Source organism: Methylobacterium sp. R2-1 (assembly GCF_014191355.1).
Taxonomy (GTDB): domain Bacteria; phylum Pseudomonadota; class Alphaproteobacteria; order Rhizobiales; family Beijerinckiaceae; genus Methylobacterium.
Genome location: NZ_JACHWM010000008.1, coordinates 145,251 through 167,765, shown reverse-complemented (window position 1 = coordinate 167,765; position 22,515 = coordinate 145,251). Strand labels below are relative to the sequence as shown.

Here is a 22,515-nt window from a genome sequence, read left to right as displayed (position 1 = left end):
CGGGACTGATCGCGGCATCGCGCAGGCGGCTACCAGCGCACGACGATCTGGGCCCTGACCGTGCGGGGGGCACCGGGCAGGATGTTGTTGTTGTTGTGCGCCGTGATGATGTAGCGGCGGTCGAACAGGTTCTCGATGTTGACCTGTGCGCGCGCGTTCTCACTGATGTTGTAGAACAGCCCCAGATCGAAGCGAGAGTAGCTCGGAAGGCGCACGGTCTGATCCGAGCTCGCGAAGGTATGGGACTGGTTGATGAAGCCGACGCCGATCGAGAAGCGCGGATCGATGTCGAACTTGTTCCAGAGCGTGAAGGCGTTCAGCGGAACGAGGCCGACGAGGTTGCCGGCGACGATCGTCGGCGAGAGGTTGTTGGTGATGCGCGCATCGGTGAAGGCGTAGCCGCCCGCGACCGACCACCAGTCGGTGATGGCGCCATTGGCGCCGATCTCCGCGCCCTGCGTGTTGGTCTGGCCCGAGGTCAGGAAGAAGCCGGCCCGGTTCGGATCGGCGATGCGCTGATTGCTGCGGTCGAGGTTGAACAGCGCGCCGGTGAGCTGAAGCACGGGTGACACGTCGTATTTCACGCCGACTTCCGTATTCTCGAACTTCTCCGGCTGGGCGATGACCAGGCCCGGCGTCAACGCGCTGAACTGATCGCCGGACGAGGGCAGGTAGGAGACGCTGTAGCTCGTGTAGAAGGCGAGGTTCGGCAGCGGCTTCACGACGACGCCGGCGCGCGGCGAGACCAGATCGTCGACGCGGGCATTGGTGACGTTGGTACGCCGGTCGGTCGATGCGAAGTCGAAATGATCGAAGCGCAGGCCGCCGATGAGCTGGACATACTCGTTCAGTTCGATCTGGTCCTGCAGGTAGGCCGCGGCGAGCCCGAGATCGTAGCGGCTGTTGGCGTCGGTCTGGGTGTTGCGGAAGGTGACACCGACGCGCGACACCGGCGAGAGCGGGTTGACCACGAGGCTCTGCGGCGCGCCGGGTGTCGCGAAGAAGCCGGTCTCGCGTAGGCTCAAGCCCTCTTGGTAGCCGAGTTCGAAGCCGCCGAGCAGGGTGTGCTTCACGGGACCGGTCAGGAATTGATAGGTGAAGTCGGTCTGGTTGAAGTAATTCGTCCGGTCCGTCTGACTGTTATAGGCCGAGAGGGAGACGGCCGTGCCGGCAGCATTGACCGCTCCGCCGGGGAAGACGTTCTGGTAGAACTTGTTGTAGTCGGCGAACCGCGACTGGCTGCGCATGACGACGCCGTTCTCGAACACGTGGTCGAGTTGCGCCGTCGCGATATGGGCGTTGACGTAGGTCTGCGACAGGAATGGATTGCCGAAGAAGGTCGCCGTATTGTCGCGGTAGCGGTAGGGCCGGCCGAACTGCGAGGGGATGCCGCGATCGGTGGTGCGGTCGTCGTGGAAATACTCGTAGGACAACCGCAGCGTCGTCTGCGGTCCGAGCAGGAATGTCATCGTCGGGTTCACGCCGTAGCGGCGGATGTCGACGAAGTCGCGGTAGGTCGCCGTGTCCTCGAACACACCGTTCATGCGGAAGAACACGCTGTCCGAGACGCGGTCGCCGACATCGAGCGCCACGCGCTTGTTCGCGAACTGGCCACCCTGGGCGACGATCTCGCGGACCGGTACGCCGTCGGCTTCCTTGAGCACTCGGTTGATGATGCCGCCGCCGCCGCCGCGGCCGAAGATCATCGCGTTGGGGCCTTTCAGCACTTCGATGCGCTGAATGTTGTAGAGATCGCGGTAGTACTGCACGTCGTCGCGGATGCCGTTGACGAAGAAATCGGCATTCGAGCGCTGTCCGCGGATGACCAATTCGTCCCGGTTGCCCTCGCCCTGGGCCTGGATCACGCCCGGCACGTAGCGCATCGCCTCTCCGATCGACTGGAAACCCTGGTCGCGGATCTGCTCCTGCGTGATGACCGTGACGGATTGCGGCGTGTCGAGCAGGGGCGTCGGCGTCTTGGTGGCGGTGCGCGTCGCCTTGCCGAGATATCCGACCGTGACGCCCCCCTGCGGCTCGAGGCGCCGGGCGCCGCGACCGAGGCCCTCGACGGCCAGTTCATCCAGCGCGACGACGGCCGGTGCCTCCAGCACCGGCGCGACAGGCTGTGCCTGCACAGGGACCGCAAACGCAGCGGCTGTCCCGGTCAGCAGCACACGCGCGACTTCATTCGTTCCCCGACGTCTCACTTTCTTGCCCCCGTCTTCTTGTCGATATTTGACGACGTCGTTCCGCCGTGTGGGCGGTCATGACGGCATCTTCTGACGGGGATCAAGCGGGCTCAGTGTTACAACAAACATCAGAATTTATAATTTTACTTGGAACAATTACACTGTTGGCGCTAAGCCAATGTAATTTAAGGCAATCCTCTTAGTTTGGAAGCTCTAAAATCTTTACAATCCAGCAAGAATGTTGCCGAATGGCCACGGCTTGATTGGGAATGATTGTAATTTATCCGAGCTCTAGCGCCGAAGTCGGACTGTCATCCGCGAAAATCCTACGGCTGGCTGCGAAACGCGGCGGGCGAGCGCTCAGAGAAATCCCCGGCGCCGATGCGGCGTCCGGAGATTCGGGTATGCCGCGACGAGGCGGGCTCACCCTTTCCAGGCCGGTGGCTCCTAGCGGTTTGGGCGCAGTGTCGCGGCCCCCTCGGCAAGCCGGCGGATCACTGCCGGATCGGGTTTACCCGCCGGGACCACCCAGCTTCCGCCGACGCAGAGCACCGCCGGGTGGGCGAGCCAGTCGCCCGCACTCGCCTCGGTGATGCCGCCCGTCGGGCAGAACCGCACCTGCCCGAAGGGCCCGGCCAGCGCCTTCAGCGCCTTCAGGCCGCCCGCGGCCTCCGCCGGGAAGAACTTGAAGCGGTCGAGCCCGTGGTCGAGGCCGCGCATGATGTCGGCGGAGGTCGCGACCCCCGGCAGGTAGGGCACGCCGGAGGCGATGGCCGCCTCCGTCAGCGGCGCGGTCAGGCCGGGGCTGACGATGAACTTCGCGCCCGCGCCGATGGCGGCATCGAGATCGCGTGCGTTCAGCACCGTGCCGGCGCCGACCACTGCGCCCTCGACGCTCGACATCGCTCGGATCACGTCGAGCGCCGCGGGGGTGCGGAGGGTGACTTCGAGGGCGGTGAGCCCGCCGCCGACCAGAGCCTCGGCGATGGGCACCGCATCGGCGGCATCCTCCACCACCAGCACGGGGATGACGGGAACGGAGCGCATCAGCGCGTCGATGGTGCTCATCGGGGTCTCCTCCGGTGGGGGTTCGACGTTTCGCGGGTCGTCGGGGCGCCTCAAAGCCCCGCCGCGGCCAGCATCGCCGAGCCGCCGCGCTCGGCATCGTCGGCGCCCTGGCGCATGAAGGCGAACAATTCGCGGCCGGTGCCGAGGCCGTCCGGCGGCTGCACCGCGTCCTCGCGGCTGTCCCACTCGGCCGGATCGACGAGCACCTCCAGCAAGCCGTCCTCCGCCGAGAGGCGGATGATGTCGCCGTCGCGGATGCGGCCGATCGGTCCGCCGCCGACAGCCTCGGGGCTGAGGTGGATCGCCGCCGGCACTTTGCCGGAGGCACCCGACATCCGTCCGTCGGTGACGAGGGCCACCTTGTGGCCGCGGTCCTGCAGAACGCCCAGAGGCGGGGTGAGCTTGTGCAATTCCGGCATGCCGTTGGCGCGCGGGCCCTGGAACCGGACCACCACCACGACATCGCGCTCCAGCTCGCCTGCCTTGAAGGCGGCGATCACGTCGTCCTGATCGGAGAAGACGCGGGCCGGGGCTTCGATGGTCCGGCGCTCGGGGTCGACCGCGCTGGTCTTGAAGGTGGCGCGGCCGAGATTTCCCTTTACCAGCCGCATGCCCCCATCCGGCTGAAACGGGTTGGAGGGTGGGCGCAGCATGGCTTCGTCGAGCGGCTCGGCCGGCGCCTCCTCGAAGGTGAGGTCGTCGCCGTCTCCCAAAAACTTCGGGTCGCGGGCGTGGTCGCGCAGGCTGCGGCCGGCGACCGTGAGGATGTCGTCGTGCAGAAGGCCGGCATCGATCAGCGAGGCGATGACGTAGGACATGCCGCCGGCCGCGTGGAAGTGGTTCACGTCGCCCGCGCCGTTGGGGTAGACCCGCGCGATCAGCGGCACCACGCCGGAGAGCCGGTCGAAATCCTCCCAGTCGATGACGATACCGGCCGCCCGCGCCATGGCCGGCAGGTGGATCGCGTGATTGGTCGAGCCGCCGGTGGCGAGCAGGCCGACGATGGCATTGACGATCGCCCGCTCATCGATGCAGCGCCCGAGCGGGCGATAATCGTTGCCGTTCCAGCCGATCTCGGTGAGCCGGTGGATCGCCGCGCGCGTCACCGCCTGCCGCAGCCGCGTGCCCGGATTGATGAAGGAGGCGCCGGGCATGTGCAGGCCCATCACGTCCATCATCATCTGGTTGGAATTGGCGGTGCCGTAGAAGGTGCAGGTGCCGGCTCCGTGATAGGAGGCCGACTCGCTCTCCAGAAGCTCTTTGCGGCCGACCTTGCCTTCGGCGTAGAGCTGGCGGATGCGCTGCTTCTCCTTGTTGGCAAGCCCCGAGGGCATCGGGCCTGCCGGGATCAGGATCACCGGCAGGTGGCCGAAGCGCAACGCCCCGATGATCAGGCCCGGCACGATCTTGTCGCAGATGCCGAGCAGGGCCGCGCCCTCGAACATGCCATGGCTCAAGGCCACCGCGGTCGAGAGCGCGATGGTATCGCGGGAGAACAGCGACAGTTCCATGCCGCGCTGGCCTTGGGTGACGCCGTCGCACATGGCGGGCGTGCCACCCGCGACCTGAGCCGTCGCCCCGACCTCACGGGCGAAAATCTTGATCTGCTCCGGGTAGCGTCCGTAGGGCTGATGCGCCGAGAGCATGTCGTTGTAGGCGGTGACGATGCCGATGTTCATGGCCCGGCCCGCGATGATCGCTGGCTTGTCCTCGCCCGAGGCCGCGAAACCGTGGGCGAGGTTGCCGCAGGCGAGCTTCGGGCGGTGGACGCCCGCCTCGCGCTCGCGCTCGATCAGGTCGAGATAGGCGCGACGGCTGTCGCGGGAGCGCGCGATGACGCGCCCGGTGACCGCGGCGACTTCGGGGTGAAGCTCCGGCATGGCTCGTTCGCCTCGTTCGGATATCGACGGCACGGGCAGGCCCGCAAGAATGAGGCCCGCGCTCCCCTTTACATGGAGAGAGTCCAAACAGCATCACGCTCGTGAGAACGTTTTCATCAGCCGGCAGGCGCCGACCGGACATGCGAACTTTTCAGTTGCCGCCCGCGTCGCGACCGGTCACGAGACCGCCGGAACGCGAGCCTCCAGCGCTCAAGCCGCGCGTTCGCGGCGGGTGACCGACGTGATCGGGTTGCCGACCCTGACCATCACCGTGAGTGCGAACGCGACCGTGTGGCCGTTGGACCAACACGATCGCGTCGTTCACCGTCGAAGCGCTCAGTCAGGTTCCCGCGGCCGTTCTCGTCAAGCGTGCGGACAGGTCCCCTCACGCGCCCGGCGCGGCAGCGATCTGCCGCTCGACCTCGACCGGGTCGAGCACGTAGCGGCGCGAGCAGAATTCGCAGGTGATGGCGATGGTGCCGTCATCCGCCACCATGTCCCGGCGCTCCTCGCCCGAGAACGAGCGGATCATGCCCATCACCCGTTCCTGCGAGCAGCGGCAGCGCTCGACCACGTTCTGCGCGTCGAACACCCGCACGCCGCGCTCGTGGAAGAGCCGGTAGAGCAGCCGCTCGCTCGATACCGCCGGATCGACCAGTTCGTGGTCCTCCACAGTCCCGACGAGGCTGCGCGCCTCGGTCCAGGCGTCGTCCTCGGCGGAGGCGCCGGTAAGGATCTCGTGGCCCTCCGGCGCGTCGCCAGGCGGCAGGTCGGCCTGGCGCATCCGATCGGGCGAGGTCGGCAGGAACTGCACAAGCAGTCCGCCGGCCCGCCAGCGGCTCTCCCCACCCTCCATTTGCTCGGCAACCGCGAGGCGCACCAGCGTCGGGATCTGCTCGGACTGGCGGAAATACTGGTGCGCGGCTTCCTCCAGGCTCTGCCCTTCAAGGGCGACGACGCCCTGATAGCGGCTCTGGGTCGGCCCCTGGTCGATGGTCATGGCCAGATGCCCGTGGCCCATCAGGTCGGCGGCGCGCGCCTTCGGGCCAAGGGCCGCCACCGGCTCCGCCTCGAATCGGGCGGTGGCGCGCACCCGGTCGGGCGCCTCGAAATCGACCACCAGCATGTTCACCGGTCCATCGGTCTTGGTCTGGAGCTGGAAGCGGCCTTCGAGCTTGAGCGAGGCGCCGAGCAGCACGGTGAGCGCCGCCGCCTCGCCGATCAGGCGGGCGACGGCGTCGGGGTAGTCGTGACGGCGTAGTATGGTGTCGATCGACGGTCCGAGCCGTACCGCGCGGCCGCGCAAGTCCAGCGCCTCGACGGCGAACGGCAGAACGGCGTCGTCGCTGCCTTCGAGAGAGGTCGTGGACGGCATCGAGGAAGGGGCGTGTCCGGAGCTCATGGGCTCTCCGTGTCGGGGCTGGGAGGAGGGGCTGGGAGGGCGGCCGATCCGGCGGCATCACGCCAAACCGGCGGAAGCGCAAGGCGCGGCGCACGTCCTCGATGAGCCCTCATATGGGGAGCGCCGTGCCGCGGCGCGAGATCGGCGTATGATGCCGCCGGCCGGGACCGTCACGCAAATCCTGGACATGCGGCCCGGCACTACGGTGCCGGAGGCATCGGCCGAAGTGTCGTGTTGACGAGTCGCGTCAGAAATCCGTGTGCAGCCGCGTTCCGAAGAAGTCGGCCGGGCCTCGGTCTCGGTTATAGGCCGGGTTCTCGACGTGCTGGTAGTCGAAGGACATCGTCACGGCCTTCGTCAGGTTGAGCGCGTAATAGACCTCGACCGCCCGCTCCGGCGCGTAGTTGTCGAGGCGACCGTCGCCGATCAGCAGGCCCAGCCCGCCATTGGCGAAATAGGCACGGTGGGAGGGCGAGATCCGGTTGGCCGAAGCGCCGAGGCCGATCGTGTCCTGCGGCCGGCCCCAGGCCGTGCCCTTGAGTGAGAGCCCCCCCGAGATCGAGCCGTCGACATCGGTAAACGACAGGCTCTCGTTGCGCCCGTCATTGACGCTCGCCCGCGCGAACAGGCCGAGATCGGGCGTGAGGGCCTGTTCGAGATTGATGTAGACGCCGCTCTTGCGCCGGGGCTCCCGGGTCGCCAGCACCGCGGTGCCGATATCGGGAAAGGCGCCGGCTTGGGTCAGTGCCACGACCTGCCGGAAGTTGGCGGTGTTGCCGACATTCGAGAACAGTCCGAGCCGCAGCTTGCCCGGCTGGTCGAGCACCGGCAGCGTGTGGCGCTCCTCGAACTCGATGACGGCGCCGGCCCGTTCGAACACGCGCGGATCCAGTACGTCGGAGGAGGGCTCCTTCGGCACCTGCGTGTAGGCGGCGCGGACCGCAAACTCCGCCCGGTTGTACTCGACCATCACGCCTTGCGTGAAGCCGGGGAGGTTGGCCGGAAAATCCCAGGCGGCGGAGGCCCAAAGGCCCCAGTTCATGAAGTCGACCCGTGGGTCATGGGCGTAGACGTTGCCGTCGAAGAAGTCGCCCAGCGCGAACTTGCCGGCAATCACCGTGATGCGCTCGACGTCGCGCGTGCCGGCGATGGAGTTCGGCCCGTCGGGCACTTCCTCGGTGTCGCCGCCGAGGCCAAAGGTCTGACGCACGAAGTAGCGGTTCGAGCGCAGCTTGGGGAACGGCGCACCGGCCTTCTGCGCCTCGCCGTTGACGAAGCCGGCCACGCCCAGCGTGCGCGACAGGCCGAAGCCCTGGCTGAATTCCGGATTGTAGTAGAGTTCAGTGCCCTCGAAGAGCTTGAGGCCGAGGAACAGCGTCGCGGTCGTCGTCGCCTGCGCCTGGTCCGGCACGAGGCTCTGCGGGCCGCGATAGGGCGAGCGGAAGCCCGTCACGCCCTGGTTCACGAAAGTGGTCTGGCCGTGCAGCGAGAAGCGGGCGTCCTTCGGGACCTCGTCCTCCTCCTCCGGCACCAGGTTCAGCGCCTGGGGGTGCCAGATCAGCCGGGCCATCATCTGATTGGAGACGAAGCTGGTGCGGGTCGTCACCGGCCCGCCATCGAAGCCCGGGAGCGTGCCGAGGCCGAAGCGGCGGCTCTCGCCGAGGTCGCTGTAGCGGTAATCGATCCCGAGCGAGAGATGCGGATCGACCGCGAACTGCACGCCCGCGCCGAGCGTGAAGCCGAGATAGGAGACGTCGCGGGCGAACGTCGCCGTCGGTCCTCCGGTCAGATCCGGGTAGGTGGCGAGCACCCGCCCGTTGGCGCCCGTGAGCCCGGCGGTTGCGTAGATCAGGTTGTTGCCGAAGGCGTAGCCGAATCGTGCGCGGGCACTGCCGAACACGTCCGTCTTCTCGCGAACCAAGGCGAAGGGCGGATCAATCCCCTCATAGCCGAAGCCTATCGCGTCGGAGCGCGCGCCACGCTTGAGGTTGGCGCCAGCGAGGTCGGCCTCGATGCCGTAGACGAACGCTCCCTCCTGCCAAGTCCATCCGGCAAAGGCGCCGCCCACCACTGTCGTGGCGTCGCCGCCGAGGTCGCGGCTGCCGGTGGCGTCGCCCGTCGAGATCGACCGGACGCGGCGCGGTCCGATCGTGGTCGGGCCGAAATCGTGGTTGCCGAAGGACGCACCGGCGCTGCCCTGCAGCCCGGCATAGAAGCCGGACCAATCGAGGAAGCGGGGCCGGACGCGCTCGGCGAGGTCGGCGGCCGCTGCGGTGCCGGCATGGAGGCCGAGGGCCGCGACGAGGCTTGCCGAGGCCGCCCGACATTTCCGGATGTTCCCCGCGCGCACCTTGGACACTTGCGCCAGCCCCCGCCGCCACCTGTTGAGCGGCCTAGCAGATGCCGTTGCCGCCGTAATGGGGCCACGACCGGCAGAAGTACGAGGCTTCCGAACGGTTGCATGGGCGCCACGATGGTACGGAGAGCTGAAACATCCGACAGGACGATGACAGGCGCGCTGGCGGGGCCAAAGAACGCAGGAATCGCAGGAGGCAAGGAGCGGCTCTCGCCATTTCAGCGGCGCACGGCCAGTTGCCGCGCGGAAGCTTGGCCCTAGCTCCGGTGGGCCGTGACCCCCATCAGGTTAGGCAAACTTCAGGGCGCGTCCGCGAGGGCGCGCCCTTTTTCCGATGCGTGCGACGTCCGTGGACGTGTGCGACGCGCGTTACTCCGCAGGAGCGGCGGGCGCCTTGGCCGGAGCCGGCTTGGCGGACTTCGCGGGCTTGGCCGACACGTCCACCGGCGCTGCGGCGGCCTGTTGGTTCACATCAGGCACGCGGGTCCAAGTCTGCGAGCCGCACAGCACCTTGAGCATACAACCCTGCACGTTCAACTCGCTCTCGCTCTCGCGCTCCAGGCTGACCTGGTAAATCTTGCCCTCGTCGGCGTTGTAGATCTCGCCCGCGAAGCCCGCATCCTCGGGCTTGAGGTTGTCGAGGAGCGTGAGACCCATGATCGGACGCACCCGCTTCTTCGGATCGGGGTTCTTCGCATCGGTGCGCGGCGCCCCGGCCTCGTCGGTCGGGGACTTCAGCCAGACCACCTTGCCGCAGGCATTGCCGCCGCTCGGGCCGCAGCGATCGATGCGGATCTTGGCGCGCCCATCCCCCGTCAGCCACGTGCCAGAGAGATCCTTGGGGCCGGCGAAGGCCGTGCTCGAGGCCAGGAGAGCGGCGAGACCGAGGGCGATACGCATGAATTGGCTCCTGAGACTGAGCCCGAAACGGGCCTGAGGCTTGCGGAGAAGGGATCGTCCCGGCGGCGAGCCGGGGCAGGCGAACCGTTCGCCGACTCAGCCCGCGCAATCCGGCGATTTTTCGGCAGTGTTGCGCTGAAGCCATGGCAGGACCGAAAAAGGCCGCGCTTAACCCGCATGGGCCTGTCGCCGTGCGCGGCGCTTGCCGGTCGGTTGAGGGGCTATCACTCCGCCGCTATAAGCCCGGCGCGCCGGCAGCCCTCCGGGTGGTTTTCGAGCCGCCCTCAATCCAGCGCGTCGCGCGCCCCCTTTCTCCAACGAACCGGACCGGACCATGGCCAACGAGCGCACCTTCTCCATCCTCAAGCCCGACGCGACCCGCCGCAACATCACCGGCGCGGTCAACGCCGTGATCGAGGCCGCCGGCCTGCGGATCGTCGGCCAGCGCCGCATCCGCATGACCCGCGACCAGGCGGAGAAGTTTTACGAGGTGCACAAGGAGCGCCCGTTCTTCGGCGAACTGGTCGAGTTCATGACCTCCGGCCCCGTCGTCGTGCAGGTGCTTGAGGGCGAGAATGCCGTTGCCAAGTACCGTGAGGTGATGGGCGCCACGAACCCGGCCCAGGCCGCCGACGGCACCATCCGCAAGCAGTTTGCCGAGTCGGTCGGCGAGAACACCGTCCACGGCTCCGACAGCGCCGACAACGCCCGGCTCGAGATCGCGCAGTTCTTCACCGACGCCGACATCGCCGCGTAAGACACTCCCTCGCCGGCCTCGGGTGACGGGGCCGGCGAGAAGCAGCCTCAAGCTTGCGCGAGGCTGACCCCGAAGATGCGAGGCTGGCGCAATCCTGCGGGGTGTGACTCTCCTGCCCTAGCGGCGCGCGGCGGGCGGACCGAAGAACGGAAGCGATCGACGATTTCCCGTCTCTCTTCGGATTTTCGCTCCATGCGCCCCACGTTTTCGCGCACCGGCCGCCTGCTCGTCGCGGCTGGTCTCGTGTCCCTGCTCGCCGCTTGCAACTCCGCCGGCCGCTCGACGCAGTACACCTCGCTCGAAGGATACGTGCCCGATCCGGCGCTGAAGACCGCCACGAAGACCAACCTCACCGGCCGCGTGCGCCACGCCTGCACCGTCACTCAGGCCAAATTCCAGAAGGTCGCCGAAGAGACGCTCGTCGCTCCCTGCGGCTGCTACGCCGAGCGCACGCTCTCTGCCCTCGACCAGAACGAGATCGCCTCCTACCGCACCACCGGCTACTTCAACGACAGCGCCCGCGCCAAGGCGCTGACCGCGCTCGATAGCTGCAAGCTGCCGCGTCCGATCGTGTGATCGAGGTACATGGGGCGGCGCAGCGCGCCGTCCCTTCGGGAAAGAGGCAGGGCACGCCCTGCACCTTTGACAAGGCCTCGGCCTTACGAAACCAGACTTTACAGCTTCTTGGTCGGCGTCGTCGTGGTCTTCCCGTTGTCCGGTTTCGTCCCCTCCGGCTTGACCGGCTTCGGGCAGATGCCCTGAAGGCTCTGCCACTCCGCGTCCGACAGAATGCCTGAACCGGCCGGTTTCTCCCCGGCCAGCGACCGAATCCGCGCGGCCCGCTCCGCCGTGAACGGGTGGGAGCGCAGGAACGAGATCGCGTCCGGCTTCTCGTCGTCCGCGTCGGTGATGCGCTCCAGGATTGCGGCAAGCGCGGCCCCGTCTCCGCCGGCCCGCTTCACCGCGGCCACGGCGAAGGCATCCGCCGCCCGCTCCGCATCGCGTGAGTAGCCCGCCGAGATTGCCGCCTGCCCGACCGTTACCAGCACCGTCGAGCCTGTGAGGTCGCCGAGCACGAGGCTCAGCAGGAACGAGGTTCCCCCCGCCGTGATCACCGAACGCATCGGGTCGCGCGCGGCGACGTGGCCGAATTCGTGGGCGAGGATGCCGGCCAGCTCGTCGCCGTTCCTGGCCTTGGCGATGATGTCGGAGAGCAGGATCACCCGGCCGCCCGGCAGAGCGAGGGCGTTGGCAATCTTATGGCGGCGCACGCTCACCTGCGGGGTTTCCGGCAGAGCCATGCCTTCGGCGAGCCGCGCCGTCAGCCGATCGAGGACTGCCCGCGCCGCCGCCTCGTTGCAGAGTGGCGGATCGTCGAGCAGGCTGACGATCTGCCCATCGACGCTGCGCCCGAGCTGTGCCTCGATCGCCTGCGGCACCAGCGGCGCGATCAAGCCTGACGCCGCCGGCACGCCGTAGATCGCGGTCAGCAGCACGGACACACCGGCGGCGACGGACCAGAGCACGAGGCGGGTGAGACCGCCCTCGCTCTCGGTCCGGTTCAAGTCGGGGCAGCGCGCCTTCAGGGCTTCCGCGAACGGATCGTCGGCGAACTCGACGCTCTCCGGCCCCTGCGCATGGGTGACCCGCATCAAGGGTCGGGCGGTTTCAGAGGCGCGCAGGTCGAGCAGGCTCCAGTCGCGGGCGATATCCTCGCCGGCGATCTCGAGCCGGAACGTCAGCCGCAGCGTCACCGGCCGGGGCCGGGCGCTGATTCCGTCGAAAAAGGTGCCGGCGGTGGTGATCGCCTCCATCGGCGGCCTAGAACCCGATCTCGAGAGCGCCGCCGACATCGAGCGCGTCGGCCAGCCCCTCGTTCAGGCCGCTCGCCGGAGCCCGGGTCGAGGCGAGCACCGCCTCCAGGGCCGGAAGGTTCTCGATCTGCATCGTGGTCGCCACCGCGTGCCACAGGCGTACCGTGATGATGCGGACGTAGAGCACGTTCGTGCCGAGGATCGCGCCGAGATAGAGCAGCACGGTCGAGACGATGACGAAGGCCTGGATGCCCGGATTGGCTCCGTCCTTGGCGATTAGCGGCACGAGGAGAACGAAGATGATGCCGAGCACGATAATGAAGCCGATCACCGCCAGCATATAGACGAGGTAGGGGAAGTAGAACTGGCGCGCCTTGAGCGAGGAGGTCAGCCGGGCCGCGCCGAGATGCGCCGCGTTGAGGAAGGCCCGGGTTTCGCGGGCGCGGTAGTAGGGGATCAGCAGAAGCGCCAGCGGGATCGACACGGAAGCGGCGATCCCAACCGCGCTGGCATAATGCGCGAGCGGGGTGCCGTCGTAGGCCGGGTTGAAAATGAGATTGCTCTTCTCGGTGGCCGGATCCTGGATCAGCAGATCGCTCGGGATGTCGAAGCCGGTCGCCGCCAACAGTGCCAGGATGCTGAGCACGATCGGCAGCAGGCCGACGATGTAGAACATCATCCACGGCAGCAGGATCGAGCGGCCGGTCGCGGTCGAGCGCATCCGGCTCTGTCCGATCAGGGTGTGGTCGATGCGGTAGCGCTCCAAGGCAGCGCGCATGAAGGGGAAGACGAGGCCGAGGCTGACGATCGTCCCAAGCCACCACAGGCTGGCGAGCCCGGCATAGGCGAAGCCCGATCCGTCCTGGCCGAGGCGGATGCCGCGCCAGCGTGTGCGCGACGCGCGGTAGCGCCGGCCGCGGAACAGCGCGTACTGTCCGAGGACGAAAAGGCCGATGAACGAAATCGGCGCGGCGAGCGCCGCCAGCGCCGGGCTCAGAAGGCCGACGACGAACAGGGCGATGTAGATCGGCACCAGGATGGCGAGCGCCACGAGGAAGCCGAGGAACAGCTCCTTGCCGGTACCGAGATATTCGGCCGGGCTGCCGGCCACGACCGTACGGCTCCAGAAGAAGCGCCGGAGGTTGGTGATGTACCAGAACCGGTAGATCGAGAAGGTGATCAGAGAGAGCAGGAAGCCCTTGACCACGATGCCGGTGAGGCCCGTAGCCCGCCGATCGAATGCGATCTCACCTGTCCGCGCCGGAGCCGGACCCGGCACGCCCCCAAGATGGTTCATCGTCGCAGTCCCCCTGAGTGTCTCGCTCAAAACTCCCGCCGCGCTGACCTTGCCAAAGCGAGAATGGCTGGCGGCCAGGAGTTTGGTGAGCACTCTTAGTCAGGGGAGACTAGAATCCGGCCCGAGTGCGTTGCAACAGGGCGGGCTGCACAATCATCGCTTTAAGCGTTTTCGCACAGGGATAGGCGTCCGTCCGAGGGGAACGCCGCGGTTTCATCATTAATTTCACGTGAAAATCACGTCCGCAGTGGTGGCCCGAAATGACCGCGAGACGACCACGGACGATCGGCCCTGACCACAAACGAAGAACGCCGAGTCCCGTCAAGACTCGGCGTTCTTCGTGGGTGTTACCGTCTGGAGAGCGGAAACGGCGTCTTCGGTCGTTGCGGGCTCAGCAGCAGCGGAAACCCGACGTGTTGCCGACGCCGAAACGGGCGTTCTCGCGATTGCGAAAGAACTCGCGCTCCGTCATCGGCGTCTGGTCGGGATGGGTCTTGGCGATGTGGGCGACATACGTCCCGTAATCGCCCTGACCCACCATCAACCGCGCGCCATCGCAGACGCACTTGTTGAAGGCCCGAAGGCGATCGCGAAAGTTCTGCGATGGTGCGGCGGTGCTGGTCATGTCCGCCTCACTCCGCAGGCGCGAGCTTGGGGTCGGCTTCGAGGGCCGTCCAACGGTCGGCGCGGTAGGCCTTGACGCAGGCCATCACCCCGAAGACGACGATCGCCACGACGAGGCCGACGAAGAGCACGGCGAGTGCCGCGTCGATCCGGTCGTTGAAGACGATCTTGTGCATGTCGTCCATGCTCTTGGCCGGTGCCAGCACCTTGCCCTCGGCGATGGCAGTCGAGAAGCGGTTCGCGTGGCTGAGGAAGCCGATCTTCGGGTCGGGCGAGAAGATCTTCTGCCAGCCGGCGGTGAGGGTGCAGATGCACAGCCAAACGGTCGGGATGATCGTGACGAAGGCGTAGCGTTCGCGCTTCATCTTGAAGATCACGACGGTCGCCAGTGTCAGCGCCACCGCCGCGAGCATCTGGTTCGAGATGCCGAACAGCGGCCACAGCGTGTAGATGCCGCCGAGCGGATCGGTGACGCCCTGGTGGAGGAAGAAGCCCCAGGCGCCCACGCAGAGAGCGGTCGCGACCACGCTCGGTCCCCAGGACGCGGTGTCCTTGAAGGTCGGCGAGATCAGGCCGAGCAGGTCCTGCAGCATGAAGCGCCCGGCGCGGGTGCCCGCATCCACCGCGGTGAGGATGAACAGCGCCTCGAACAGGATCGCGAAGTGGTACCAGAAGGCCATCATCGTCTTGCCGCCGATGGCGGACGAGATGATGTGGGCCATGCCGACCGCCAGCGTCGGCGCGCCGCCGGTGCGGGAGATGATCGAGTGCTCGCCGACATCCTTGGCGGTCTGGGCGATCACGTCCGCGCCGACCGGGAAGCCGAGCGCCGTCACCGCCGCCGCCGCGCTCTCGGGTGTGGTGCCGACGAGGCCGCCCGGCGAGTTCATGGTGAAGTAGATGCCCGGCTCGATCACGCAGGCGGCGACCAGCGCCATGATCGCGACGAAGCTCTCCATCAGCATGCCGCCGTAGCCGATGAAGCGGGTGTCGAGTTCGTTATCGACGAGCTTCGGCGTCGTGCCCGACGAGATCAGGGCATGGAAGCCCGAGACCGCGCCGCAGGCGATGGTGATGAACAGGAACGGGAACAGGGAGCCGGCCCAGACCGGACCGGTCCCGTCCACGAACTTCGTCATCGCCGGCATCTGCATGTGCGGCGCCACGAACACGATGCCGATGGCCAGCCCGACGATGGTGCCGATCTTGAGGAAGGTCGAGAGATAGTCGCGCGGAGCGAGCAGCAGCCAGACCGGGAGGATGGAGGCGACGAAACCGTAGCCGATCAGCATCCAGGTGAGCTGCACGCCGGTGAAGGTGAAGGCGGGACCCCAGTACGGGTCGGCGGCGATCTGGCCGCCGTAGACGATCGCGGCCATGAGCAGGACGAAGCCGATGATCGAGACCTCGCCGACCTTACCCGGCCGGACGTAGCGGGCGTAGAGGCCCATCAGCAGGGCGATCGGGATCGTCGCGCCGACGGTGAAGGTGCCCCAGGGGCTCTCGGCCAGCGCCTTGACGACCACCATCGCCAGCACGGCGAGGAGGATGACCATGATCATGAAGGTGCCGAACAGCGCGATCACGCCGGGGATCACCCCGAGTTCGGCCCGGATCAGCTCGCCGAGCGAGCGCCCGTCGCGGCGCATCGAGATGAACAGGATCATGAAATCCTGCACTGCGCCCGCGAGCACGACGCCGGCGAGGATCCAGAGCATGCCGGGCAGGTAGCCCATCTGGGCCGCGAGAACCGGGCCGACCAGCGGACCGGCGCCGGCGATGGCTGCGAAGTGGTGACCGAACAGGACCGACTTGTTGGTGGGGACGTAGTCGAGGCCGTCGTTGTGGCGGTGGGCCGGCGTCTCGCGCTTCGGATCGAGCCGCATGACGTTGTCGGCGATGTAGAGGGAGTAGTAGCGGTAGGCGATGAGGTAGACGCAGACCGCGGCTACAACGACCCATAGGGCGTTGATCGGCTCGCCCCTCTGTGTGGCGACCACCGCCAGTGCCGCGGCACCCAATGCCCCGACGAGGGCCCAAGGCCCGTGTTTCTGTATCGCGCCCATGCGACGCCTCGCTCCGTCATTGGCCGCATTCTTGATGCAGGCGGCCTTACACGGTTCTGTTTGGCGCAATTTTTCCCGCGATGCCAGTTGCGGTGAGCCCACACGCACGGGTTCCAGCCGTGTCTGCGGTAACATCTACCATCCTGCGTCACCTCGCTCATCGAATGAGATCGGTATCGTGGGGGGAGAGGGGCGTAGCGCTTCGAGGGGAAAGTCTACTGTGCGGAGGGTCTCGACTGTATGGAACACGGCTTTGCGCCACATGCAGTCTGTCGAGCGCCTGGGCCGGGTCACACGCGGCCGCCTCAATCGAGGACGATTACCCGGTTGGGAAGCTGGTTGTCGTCGTGCGAGCCCGGCAATTCGGCCTGCAGCACCGCTCCGACCCGTTCCACCGCCGTCACGAGCCCCTCGCCAAGCGCGCCGCGCCCGGCGGCGCTGAGCAGGTCGGAGACGATGGCGTGCCACTGCGCCTCCTCGACGCGGGACCGCACACCCCTGTCGGCGACGATCTCGGCGTAGCGCTCCGCGAGTGCCACGTAGACCAGAACGCCGGTGCGCCCCCGCGTTCCGGCGAGGCCGTGGCCGAAGAACTCGCGGCGGGCAGCCGCGTGCGCCCGCTCGCGGCGCCAGCGCCGCGGGGTCAGCGCGACGCGCAGGCGCCCGTTCAGGGTCAGCAGCAGGGTCGCGAGCACTGAGGCCGCCTGAGCGAGCGCGATCTCCCCCGCGCCAAGATCACTGAGCAGGATCAGCGGCCAGGGCAGGGCGAGCGCGACCGCCAGCGCCAGGGCAAGGCCGGGCGAGCGGTAGAGCCCGGCGCGAGCGGCCACGAGCACGACGATCTCGCCCGAGGTTCCGGCCTCCGCCCGCCCGATCGCCGCGGCGATCCGCTCCCGCTCGGATAGGCCGAGGATCGTCGCGCTACCAGTCACCGGAGGCTCCTCCGCCGCCGAACGAGCCGCCTCCGCCGGAAAAGCCGCCGCCCCCGCCATCCGAGAAGCCGCCGCTCCATCCGCCGGACGGTCCTGGAATGACCACGAAGCCGCCGCCGCGGCCCCCACGTCCGCCACCGCTCATCCGCGTTAGCACGACGACGAGGGCGATGATGACGATGATCCAGAAGATCACCGTCACGGGATCGATCGAGTCCTCGCGTACCGGTGCCCGGCGCTGCCACTCGTCGGCATCACCCGCGAGGATCGGCAGGATGGCGTCCACCCCCGCCTCCACCCCGCCCGAAAAATCGCCCTGGCGGAAGCGGGGCGTGATCGCGCTGGTGATGATGGTCTTCGACAGCGCGTCTGTCAGGGCTCCTTCGAGCCCGTAGCCGACCTCGATCCGGACCTTCCGCTCCTTCGGTGCCACCAAGAGCAGCACGCCGTTGTTGGTCTTCTTCTGGCCGATGCCCCAGGCCCGCGCGAGACGGTTGGCGTAGTCCTCGACCGTGAGATCCTGAAGGCTTGGCACGGTGGCGACGACGAGTTGGTCGCCGGTCTTGTCCTCGTGCGCCTTGATCTTGCCGTCGATCCGCGTCCGTGCCTCCGTCGAGAGGATGCCGGCCGCATCCACCACCCGCCCTGTGAGCTTGGGGAAATCGGGCTCGGCCGCGGCGGCGAGCCCGATGAAGATGGCCCAGATCAGCAGCGCGAGCGACAGGGCCGGCAACAGGCCGGGCGCGGGAAGCCGGGCGGTCCGGCCGAGGCGCGTCGTCATCACCAGGAAGGCTCGCGCGGGCGTGCTAGAACTTCACGTTCGGTGCGCGCTCCGCGCCCGGCGTCGAGGTGAAGGTCTCCATCGGCTTCGCTTCGGGATAGAACCACGAGGCGATCCAGCGGCCGGGGATGGTGCGGATCTCGGTGTTGTAGGCCTGGACCGCCTGGATGTAGTCGCGCCGCGCCACGGCGATGCGGTTCTCCGTGCCCTCGAGCTGCGATTGCAGGGCCAGGAAGTTCTGGTTGGACTTGAGATCCGGATAGGCCTCGACCGAGGCGAGCAGCCGCCCGAGTGCCCCTGAGAGCTGGTTCTGGGCGTCCTGGAACTGCTTGAACTTCTCGGGATCATTGACCGTCGAGGCATCGACCTGGACGCTGGTCGCCTTGGCCCTGGCTTCCGTCACCCGGGTCAGGGTTTCCTGCTCCTGCTTGGCGTAACCCTTCACCGTCTCGACGAGGTTCGGGATCAGGTCAGCCCGGCGCTGGTACTGGTTCTGAACCTCGCTCCAGGACGACTTCGCCTGCTCCTCCAGGCTCGGCACCCGGTTGATCGCCCCGCATCCCGACAGACAGGTCGCCAGCCAGAGTGCGGCGAGCGCGGACAAGATCCGCCCGAGTACGCTGGTGCGAGCAGGCGCTGCAGGGCTGAAGGAGAGGGACATGGCAGGCGATCTCCGGGGCAAGCTTGGCGGCACGGCTGACCGTGGAGATAGGGACGTCTTACCGCTGCGGGAAGGGTTGAGGTCGGAGCAATCGTTTCCGCGTCGATCGTGGGCTTCCGAACGAGGGCTGAGGGGCCGTTCGGGCCAAGCAGTGGGCCGACGCAGTAGAGCTCAAGAGATTCATTGATTGTCATGGGGCCTGCTTCGGCCTCATGGGTTTAGCCAATTCATGGGTTTAGCCAATACTGTCGAAGTTTTCAGCCGAGCGAAGGTCCGATGTCGGCCCGCCGCTTGACAATTTGCTTCAGATCACGCCGGCATCCCCTTCATGAACGATGCGCCTGGCTCCGCTCCCCTCCGCCCCCGCATCACCATCACCTACTGCACGCAGTGCCAATGGCTCCTGCGTGCGGCGTGGATGGCGCAGGAGCTTCTGTCGACCTTCCGTGACGATCTCGGCGAGGTCGCCCTGCGGCCCGGCACCGGCGGCGTCTTCGTGATCGAGGTCGAGTCCGAGATCATCTGGGAGCGCGTGCGCGACGGCGGCTTTCCCGATGTGAAGGCGCTCAAGCAGCGGGTTCGGGACCGGCTCGACCCGGGGAGGAGCCTCGGTCACGTCGATCGGCCGAAGCGGGAGGACTGAGGCGGGGCAGTTGGCACGCGTGCCCGCGCTGGGGCATGATGGGTCGGCGCCATCCTCAAAACCCTTCAGCGCAAAGCCGCGGGACGCCTTGATCCGACGCATGCTCTCCCGGCTCGGCCAGCGTGGCTTCTCCACGCAATTCTACCTGATCATGCTCGTGATCGCGCTGATCGGCCCGGGCCTGATCTTCACCGCGATCCTGCTGACCCGCTACGCCGCCACCGAGCGCGCTCGCTTCGAGCAGGATGCCCGGGAGAACGTGCGCGGGATCGCCCTGTCGATCGACCGCGACACGGCCGGACTCGTCTCGGTGCTGCAGACGCTCGGCACGTCGCCACGGCTCAAGGACGGCGAATTCGCCAATTTCGAGAATCAGGCTCGTCTGGTGCGTGAGGCGATCGGCCTCGATCTCGTGCTGCGCCGGCCGGACGGACAGCAGGTCGTCAATACGGCCCTGAAGCCGGGGGCGCCCCTGCCGGTGAGCACGCTGCCGATCGACCGCGAGCTCATCGATAGCGGGCAGCGCTCCATGGTCACCGGCTATCTCGCGGGGGCGATGCCGGATCAGGCGCACTACGCGGTCGCGGTTCCGGTGCGGATCGACGACAGGATCGCGTTCATCCTCAGCTTCTCGGTGCCCTTGAATCGCATCGCCGGCATCCTCGCCCGCGAGCAGGTCCAGGGCTGGGTCACCGGCGTCTCGGACCGTGACGCCGTCGTGCTGGCGCGCCTGCCCGAAATGCCGGGGGTGGTCGGGCAGCCTCGGCTCGCGACTTTGCGCCAGACGACGACGGGAACGCCCGGCGTCTGGGAGGGGCGCGACCGCAATTTCAAGCCCGTCACCGTGGTCGAGGCGCGCTCGCGCCTCAACGGCTGGACCGTGGGGGCGAGCATCCCGCGCGACTTGGTCGACGCCCGGCTGCGGCGCTGGATCTGGGCCTTCGGCGGCTTCGGGCTTCTCGTGCTCGCCACCTCCTCGGTGCTGGCCGTGCATCTCTGGTCGCGGGTCTCGAAGCCGCTGCGTCAGCTTGCGGCGTCGGGGCCGGCGCTCGCCCGAGGGCAGGCGATCCCGCGGGTCGCCTCGCCAATCCACGAGATCCGCCGCCTCGCCGACGTGCTCTCGGAAGCCTCCCTGCGGCTGCGTACCCGCAGCGAGGAGCGTGACCGGGCGCTCGCCGAGACCCAGCGCGGCCTCGCGGCTTTGCGCGAGAGCGAGGCGCGCTTCCGCCACATGGCCGATTCGGCCCCGGCGCTGATCTGGATGACCGACGAGACCGGGGAAGTGGTCTTCGCCAACATGCATTTCGATCACCTCTTCGGCCGCCCCGCCGCGGAGATGGCCGGCGGCGGCTGGGAGTCGATCCTGCATCCGCCCGATCTGCCGGCCTTCCGGAAGACGTTCCAAGAGGCGTTCGAGCACCGGCATCCCTTCCGGGCGGAGATACGGGTGGTCGATCGCAACGGCGAGATCCGCTGGCTGCGCTGCGAGGGCGTGCCGCGGCTCGACGATCACGGCACCTTCCTCGGCTTCACCGGATGCAACGTCGACGTCACCGACGCCAAGCGGGCCGAGGAGCATCTGCGCCTGCTCATCAACGAGCTGAATCACCGGGTGAAGAACACCCTGGCCACCGTCCAGTCGATCGCCATGCAGTCCCTGCGCGGGCTCGATGGGGAGGAGGCGCAGGCGGCCAAAGCCGCCTTCGAGGCGCGGCTGCTGGCGCTCGCCCGCGCCCACGACGTGCTGACCCGCGAGAGCTGGGAGGGTGCCGAACTGAAGACCGTGGTGGCCGACGCGATCCGACCGCTGGAGGCCGGAGACGGCGAGGCCTCGCGCTTCGCGGTCTCGGGGCCGCGCCTGAGGCTCGCGCCGCGGCTGGCGTTGTCCATTGCCATGGCCCTGCACGAACTCGGCACCAACGCCGTGAAGTACGGAGCGCTCTCCAAGGAGGGCGGGCGGGTCACGATCACCTGGACCGTGCAGCGCCGGCCGGAACTCTCCCTCTCCCTGCGCTGGAGCGAGAGCGGCGGCCCGCCGGTCACGCCGCCGACCCGCCGCGGCTTCGGCTCGCGCCTGATCGAGCGCAGTCTCGCCCGCGAACTCGCGGGCAAGGTCGAGTTGCTCTACGAGCCCGACGGGGTCGTCTGCACCATCGAAGCGCCGGTGCCGCCGCCGGGCCTGCTGGAACGGAAGGGCGGCACGCAGCTTGCCGCCACGAAGCCACTGCCGCTCGCTGGGTGAGGCGGCACTTACTGGAACGTCATCGGATCGGGTCCGATCCGCCCGTCGGCCCGGTCGAGCCCGGCGATGGCCGCGTGGTCCTCTTCCGTGAGAGCGAAACCGAACACGTCGATGTTCTCGTGCATCCGGGCGGGCGTCGCGGATTTCGGGATCGCCACGAAGCCGTTTTCGATGTGCCAGCGCAGCACCACCTGAGCCGGGCTTCGCCCGAGCCGGTCGGCAATCCGGGTGATGGCGGGTTCATCCAGCACCTGGGCCTGACCCAGGGGGCTCCAGGCCTCGGTGACGATGCCGAGCCGGGCATGGGCCGCCCGCAAGGCGTGCTGCTGGAAGCGCGGATGCAGCTCGATCTGGTTGAGGGCCGGGGTGACGCCGGTCTCGCTCACGAGCCGGTCGAGCTGGCTCTCGGTGAAGTTCGAGACGCCGATCGAGGCCGTACGACCCTCCTCGCGCAGGCGGATCAGGGCCCTCCAAGTGTCGAGATACAGCTCCCGGTCGGGGCAGGGCCAGTGAATCAGGTAGAGGTCGACCTGCGCGAGGCCGAGCCGGGCGAGACTCTGGTCGAAGGCGCGCAGCGTGGCATCGTAGCCCTGGCTGTCGTTCCAGAGCTTCGTCGTCACGAACACCTCGGCCCGGGACACGACCGTCTCCCGCAATCCGCGCCCGACGCCACTCTCGTTGCCGTAGGCCGCGGCGGTGTCGATCGAGCGGTAGCCGCTGCCGAGCGCCGTGCCGACGAGGGCGGGTGTTTCCGCCTCCTGCAGACGCCAGACGCCGAAGCCGAGCTGAGGGATGGACCGTCCGTCGTTGAGGGCAATCTGAGGGACGGGATCGGGAGCTGTCATGGCGTCTTTGTTCTCATGCGCTGCCCGAGCGACGAGCCGGGGGCGGGGCACAGAGAAT

The 22,515-nt window shown here is 67.8% G+C and carries 18 protein-coding genes; 4 read left to right on the top strand and 14 right to left on the bottom strand.

Features of this window, described 5'->3' with window-relative positions; all coding sequences use genetic code 11:
* Window positions 1-29: 29 nt before the first annotated feature.
* The 6 genes from FHU13_RS13265 to FHU13_RS13240 form a co-directional block, all read right to left on the bottom strand.
* Window positions 30-2,207, bottom strand: a complete 2,178-nt coding sequence (locus FHU13_RS13265) for a TonB-dependent receptor (RefSeq protein ID WP_183436346.1) — start codon at window positions 2,205-2,207, stop codon at window positions 30-32.
* A 429-nt stretch (window positions 2,208-2,636) separates the two neighbouring features.
* Window positions 2,637-3,257 carry a bifunctional 4-hydroxy-2-oxoglutarate aldolase/2-dehydro-3-deoxy-phosphogluconate aldolase gene (gene eda, locus FHU13_RS13260; protein WP_183436345.1) on the bottom strand — a complete coding sequence of 207 codons (621 nt, stop codon included), beginning with the start codon at window positions 3,255-3,257 and terminating at the stop codon, window positions 2,637-2,639.
* Between the two features lie 50 nt (window positions 3,258-3,307).
* Entirely contained in the window at window positions 3,308-5,137 is a 1,830-nt protein-coding gene (gene edd / locus FHU13_RS13255) for a phosphogluconate dehydratase (protein WP_183436344.1), read from the bottom strand.
* A 385-nt stretch (window positions 5,138-5,522) separates the two neighbouring features.
* Complete coding sequence (locus tag FHU13_RS13250; RefSeq protein WP_183436343.1) at window positions 5,523-6,539, bottom strand: Hsp33 family molecular chaperone; 1,017 nt, start codon at window positions 6,537-6,539, stop codon at window positions 5,523-5,525.
* A gap of 247 nt (window positions 6,540-6,786) precedes the next feature.
* Window positions 6,787-8,898 (bottom strand): carbohydrate porin, encoded by a 2,112-nt coding sequence (locus FHU13_RS13245; protein ID WP_183436342.1) that lies wholly within the window; start codon window positions 8,896-8,898, stop codon window positions 6,787-6,789.
* Window positions 8,899-9,264: 366 nt separating this feature from the next.
* Window positions 9,265-9,795: a DUF2147 domain-containing protein gene (locus tag FHU13_RS13240; RefSeq protein ID WP_183436341.1), complete on the bottom strand. Its 531-nt coding sequence runs from the start codon at window positions 9,793-9,795 to the stop codon at window positions 9,265-9,267.
* Window positions 9,796-10,129: 334 nt separating this feature from the next.
* Between FHU13_RS13240 and ndk the strand changes: the two genes are divergently transcribed.
* Together ndk and FHU13_RS13230 are read left to right on the top strand one after the other, a co-directional pair.
* Complete coding sequence (gene ndk / locus FHU13_RS13235; protein ID WP_183436340.1) at window positions 10,130-10,552, top strand: nucleoside-diphosphate kinase; 423 nt, start codon at window positions 10,130-10,132, stop codon at window positions 10,550-10,552.
* A 192-nt stretch (window positions 10,553-10,744) separates the two neighbouring features.
* The gene (locus tag FHU13_RS13230; protein WP_183436339.1) at window positions 10,745-11,128 is read left to right on the top strand and encodes a hypothetical protein; all 384 of its coding nucleotides are present in this window, start codon (window positions 10,745-10,747) and stop codon (window positions 11,126-11,128) included.
* Window positions 11,129-11,226: 98 nt separating this feature from the next.
* Here FHU13_RS13230 and FHU13_RS13225 read toward each other — a convergent pair whose 3' ends face one another.
* The 7 genes from FHU13_RS13225 to FHU13_RS13195 all read right to left on the bottom strand — a co-directional run bounded on the left by FHU13_RS13225 (window position 11,227) and on the right by FHU13_RS13195 (window position 18,727).
* Window positions 11,227-12,366 carry a M48 family metallopeptidase gene (locus FHU13_RS13225; RefSeq protein ID WP_183436338.1) on the bottom strand — a complete coding sequence of 380 codons (1,140 nt, stop codon included), beginning with the start codon at window positions 12,364-12,366 and terminating at the stop codon, window positions 11,227-11,229.
* Between the two features lie 7 nt (window positions 12,367-12,373).
* Entirely contained in the window at window positions 12,374-13,663 is a 1,290-nt protein-coding gene (locus FHU13_RS13220) for a YjgN family protein (RefSeq protein ID WP_183436337.1), read from the bottom strand.
* A gap of 391 nt (window positions 13,664-14,054) precedes the next feature.
* Window positions 14,055-14,288 (bottom strand): YbdD/YjiX family protein, encoded by a 234-nt coding sequence (locus tag FHU13_RS13215; protein ID WP_183436336.1) that lies wholly within the window; start codon window positions 14,286-14,288, stop codon window positions 14,055-14,057.
* Window positions 14,289-14,295: 7 nt separating this feature from the next.
* The gene (locus FHU13_RS13210; RefSeq protein WP_183436335.1) at window positions 14,296-16,353 is read right to left on the bottom strand and encodes a carbon starvation CstA family protein; all 2,058 of its coding nucleotides are present in this window, start codon (window positions 16,351-16,353) and stop codon (window positions 14,296-14,298) included.
* A gap of 305 nt (window positions 16,354-16,658) precedes the next feature.
* Entirely contained in the window at window positions 16,659-17,285 is a 627-nt protein-coding gene (locus FHU13_RS13205; protein ID WP_183436334.1) for a TPM domain-containing protein, read from the bottom strand.
* Window positions 17,275-18,066 (bottom strand): TPM domain-containing protein, encoded by a 792-nt coding sequence (locus FHU13_RS13200; protein WP_183436333.1) that lies wholly within the window; start codon window positions 18,064-18,066, stop codon window positions 17,275-17,277. Before FHU13_RS13200 ends, FHU13_RS13205 begins: the two co-directional genes overlap by 11 nt.
* 25 nt (window positions 18,067-18,091) lie before the next feature.
* On the bottom strand, window positions 18,092-18,727 hold the full coding sequence (locus FHU13_RS13195) for a LemA family protein (RefSeq protein WP_183436332.1): 636 nt from the start codon (window positions 18,725-18,727) through the stop codon (window positions 18,092-18,094).
* A 328-nt stretch (window positions 18,728-19,055) separates the two neighbouring features.
* Between FHU13_RS13195 and FHU13_RS13190 the strand changes: the two genes are divergently transcribed.
* Together FHU13_RS13190 and FHU13_RS13185 are read left to right on the top strand one after the other, a co-directional pair.
* Entirely contained in the window at window positions 19,056-19,370 is a 315-nt protein-coding gene (locus FHU13_RS13190; protein ID WP_183436331.1) for a SelT/SelW/SelH family protein, read from the top strand.
* Between the two features lie 100 nt (window positions 19,371-19,470).
* Entirely contained in the window at window positions 19,471-21,612 is a 2,142-nt protein-coding gene (locus FHU13_RS13185; protein WP_183436330.1) for a sensor histidine kinase, read from the top strand.
* Between the two features lie 8 nt (window positions 21,613-21,620).
* On the opposite strand, the gene FHU13_RS13180 is transcribed toward FHU13_RS13185, so the two are convergent.
* Entirely contained in the window at window positions 21,621-22,457 is an 837-nt protein-coding gene (locus FHU13_RS13180) for an aldo/keto reductase (protein WP_183436329.1), read from the bottom strand.
* Window positions 22,458-22,515: the final 58 nt, after the last annotated feature.

What these genes read in the sequence shown, in the direction of transcription:
- FHU13_RS13180 (WP_183436329.1), bottom strand. Translation starts at nt 22,457, where the DNA reads ATGACAGCTCCCGATCCCGTCCCTCAGATTGCCCTCAACGACGGACGG.
- FHU13_RS13230 (WP_183436339.1), top strand. Translation starts at nt 10,745, where the DNA reads ATGCGCCCCACGTTTTCGCGCACCGGCCGCCTGCTCGTCGCGGCTGGT.
- FHU13_RS13210 (WP_183436335.1), bottom strand. Translation starts at nt 16,353, where the DNA reads ATGGGCGCGATACAGAAACACGGGCCTTGGGCCCTCGTCGGGGCATTG.
- FHU13_RS13220 (WP_183436337.1), bottom strand. Translation starts at nt 13,663, where the DNA reads ATGAACCATCTTGGGGGCGTGCCGGGTCCGGCTCCGGCGCGGACAGGT.
- FHU13_RS13250 (WP_183436343.1), bottom strand. Translation starts at nt 6,539, where the DNA reads ATGAGCTCCGGACACGCCCCTTCCTCGATGCCGTCCACGACCTCTCTC.
- FHU13_RS13225 (WP_183436338.1), bottom strand. Translation starts at nt 12,366, where the DNA reads ATGGAGGCGATCACCACCGCCGGCACCTTTTTCGACGGAATCAGCGCC.
- ndk (WP_183436340.1), top strand. Translation starts at nt 10,130, where the DNA reads ATGGCCAACGAGCGCACCTTCTCCATCCTCAAGCCCGACGCGACCCGC.
- FHU13_RS13185 (WP_183436330.1), top strand. Translation starts at nt 19,471, where the DNA reads ATGCTCTCCCGGCTCGGCCAGCGTGGCTTCTCCACGCAATTCTACCTG.
- FHU13_RS13200 (WP_183436333.1), bottom strand. Translation starts at nt 18,066, where the DNA reads ATGACGACGCGCCTCGGCCGGACCGCCCGGCTTCCCGCGCCCGGCCTG.
- edd (WP_183436344.1), bottom strand. Translation starts at nt 5,137, where the DNA reads ATGCCGGAGCTTCACCCCGAAGTCGCCGCGGTCACCGGGCGCGTCATC.
- FHU13_RS13190 (WP_183436331.1), top strand. Translation starts at nt 19,056, where the DNA reads ATGAACGATGCGCCTGGCTCCGCTCCCCTCCGCCCCCGCATCACCATC.
- FHU13_RS13240 (WP_183436341.1), bottom strand. Translation starts at nt 9,795, where the DNA reads ATGCGTATCGCCCTCGGTCTCGCCGCTCTCCTGGCCTCGAGCACGGCC.
- FHU13_RS13195 (WP_183436332.1), bottom strand. Translation starts at nt 18,727, where the DNA reads ATGTCCCTCTCCTTCAGCCCTGCAGCGCCTGCTCGCACCAGCGTACTC.
- FHU13_RS13215 (WP_183436336.1), bottom strand. Translation starts at nt 14,288, where the DNA reads ATGACCAGCACCGCCGCACCATCGCAGAACTTTCGCGATCGCCTTCGG.
- eda (WP_183436345.1), bottom strand. Translation starts at nt 3,257, where the DNA reads ATGAGCACCATCGACGCGCTGATGCGCTCCGTTCCCGTCATCCCCGTG.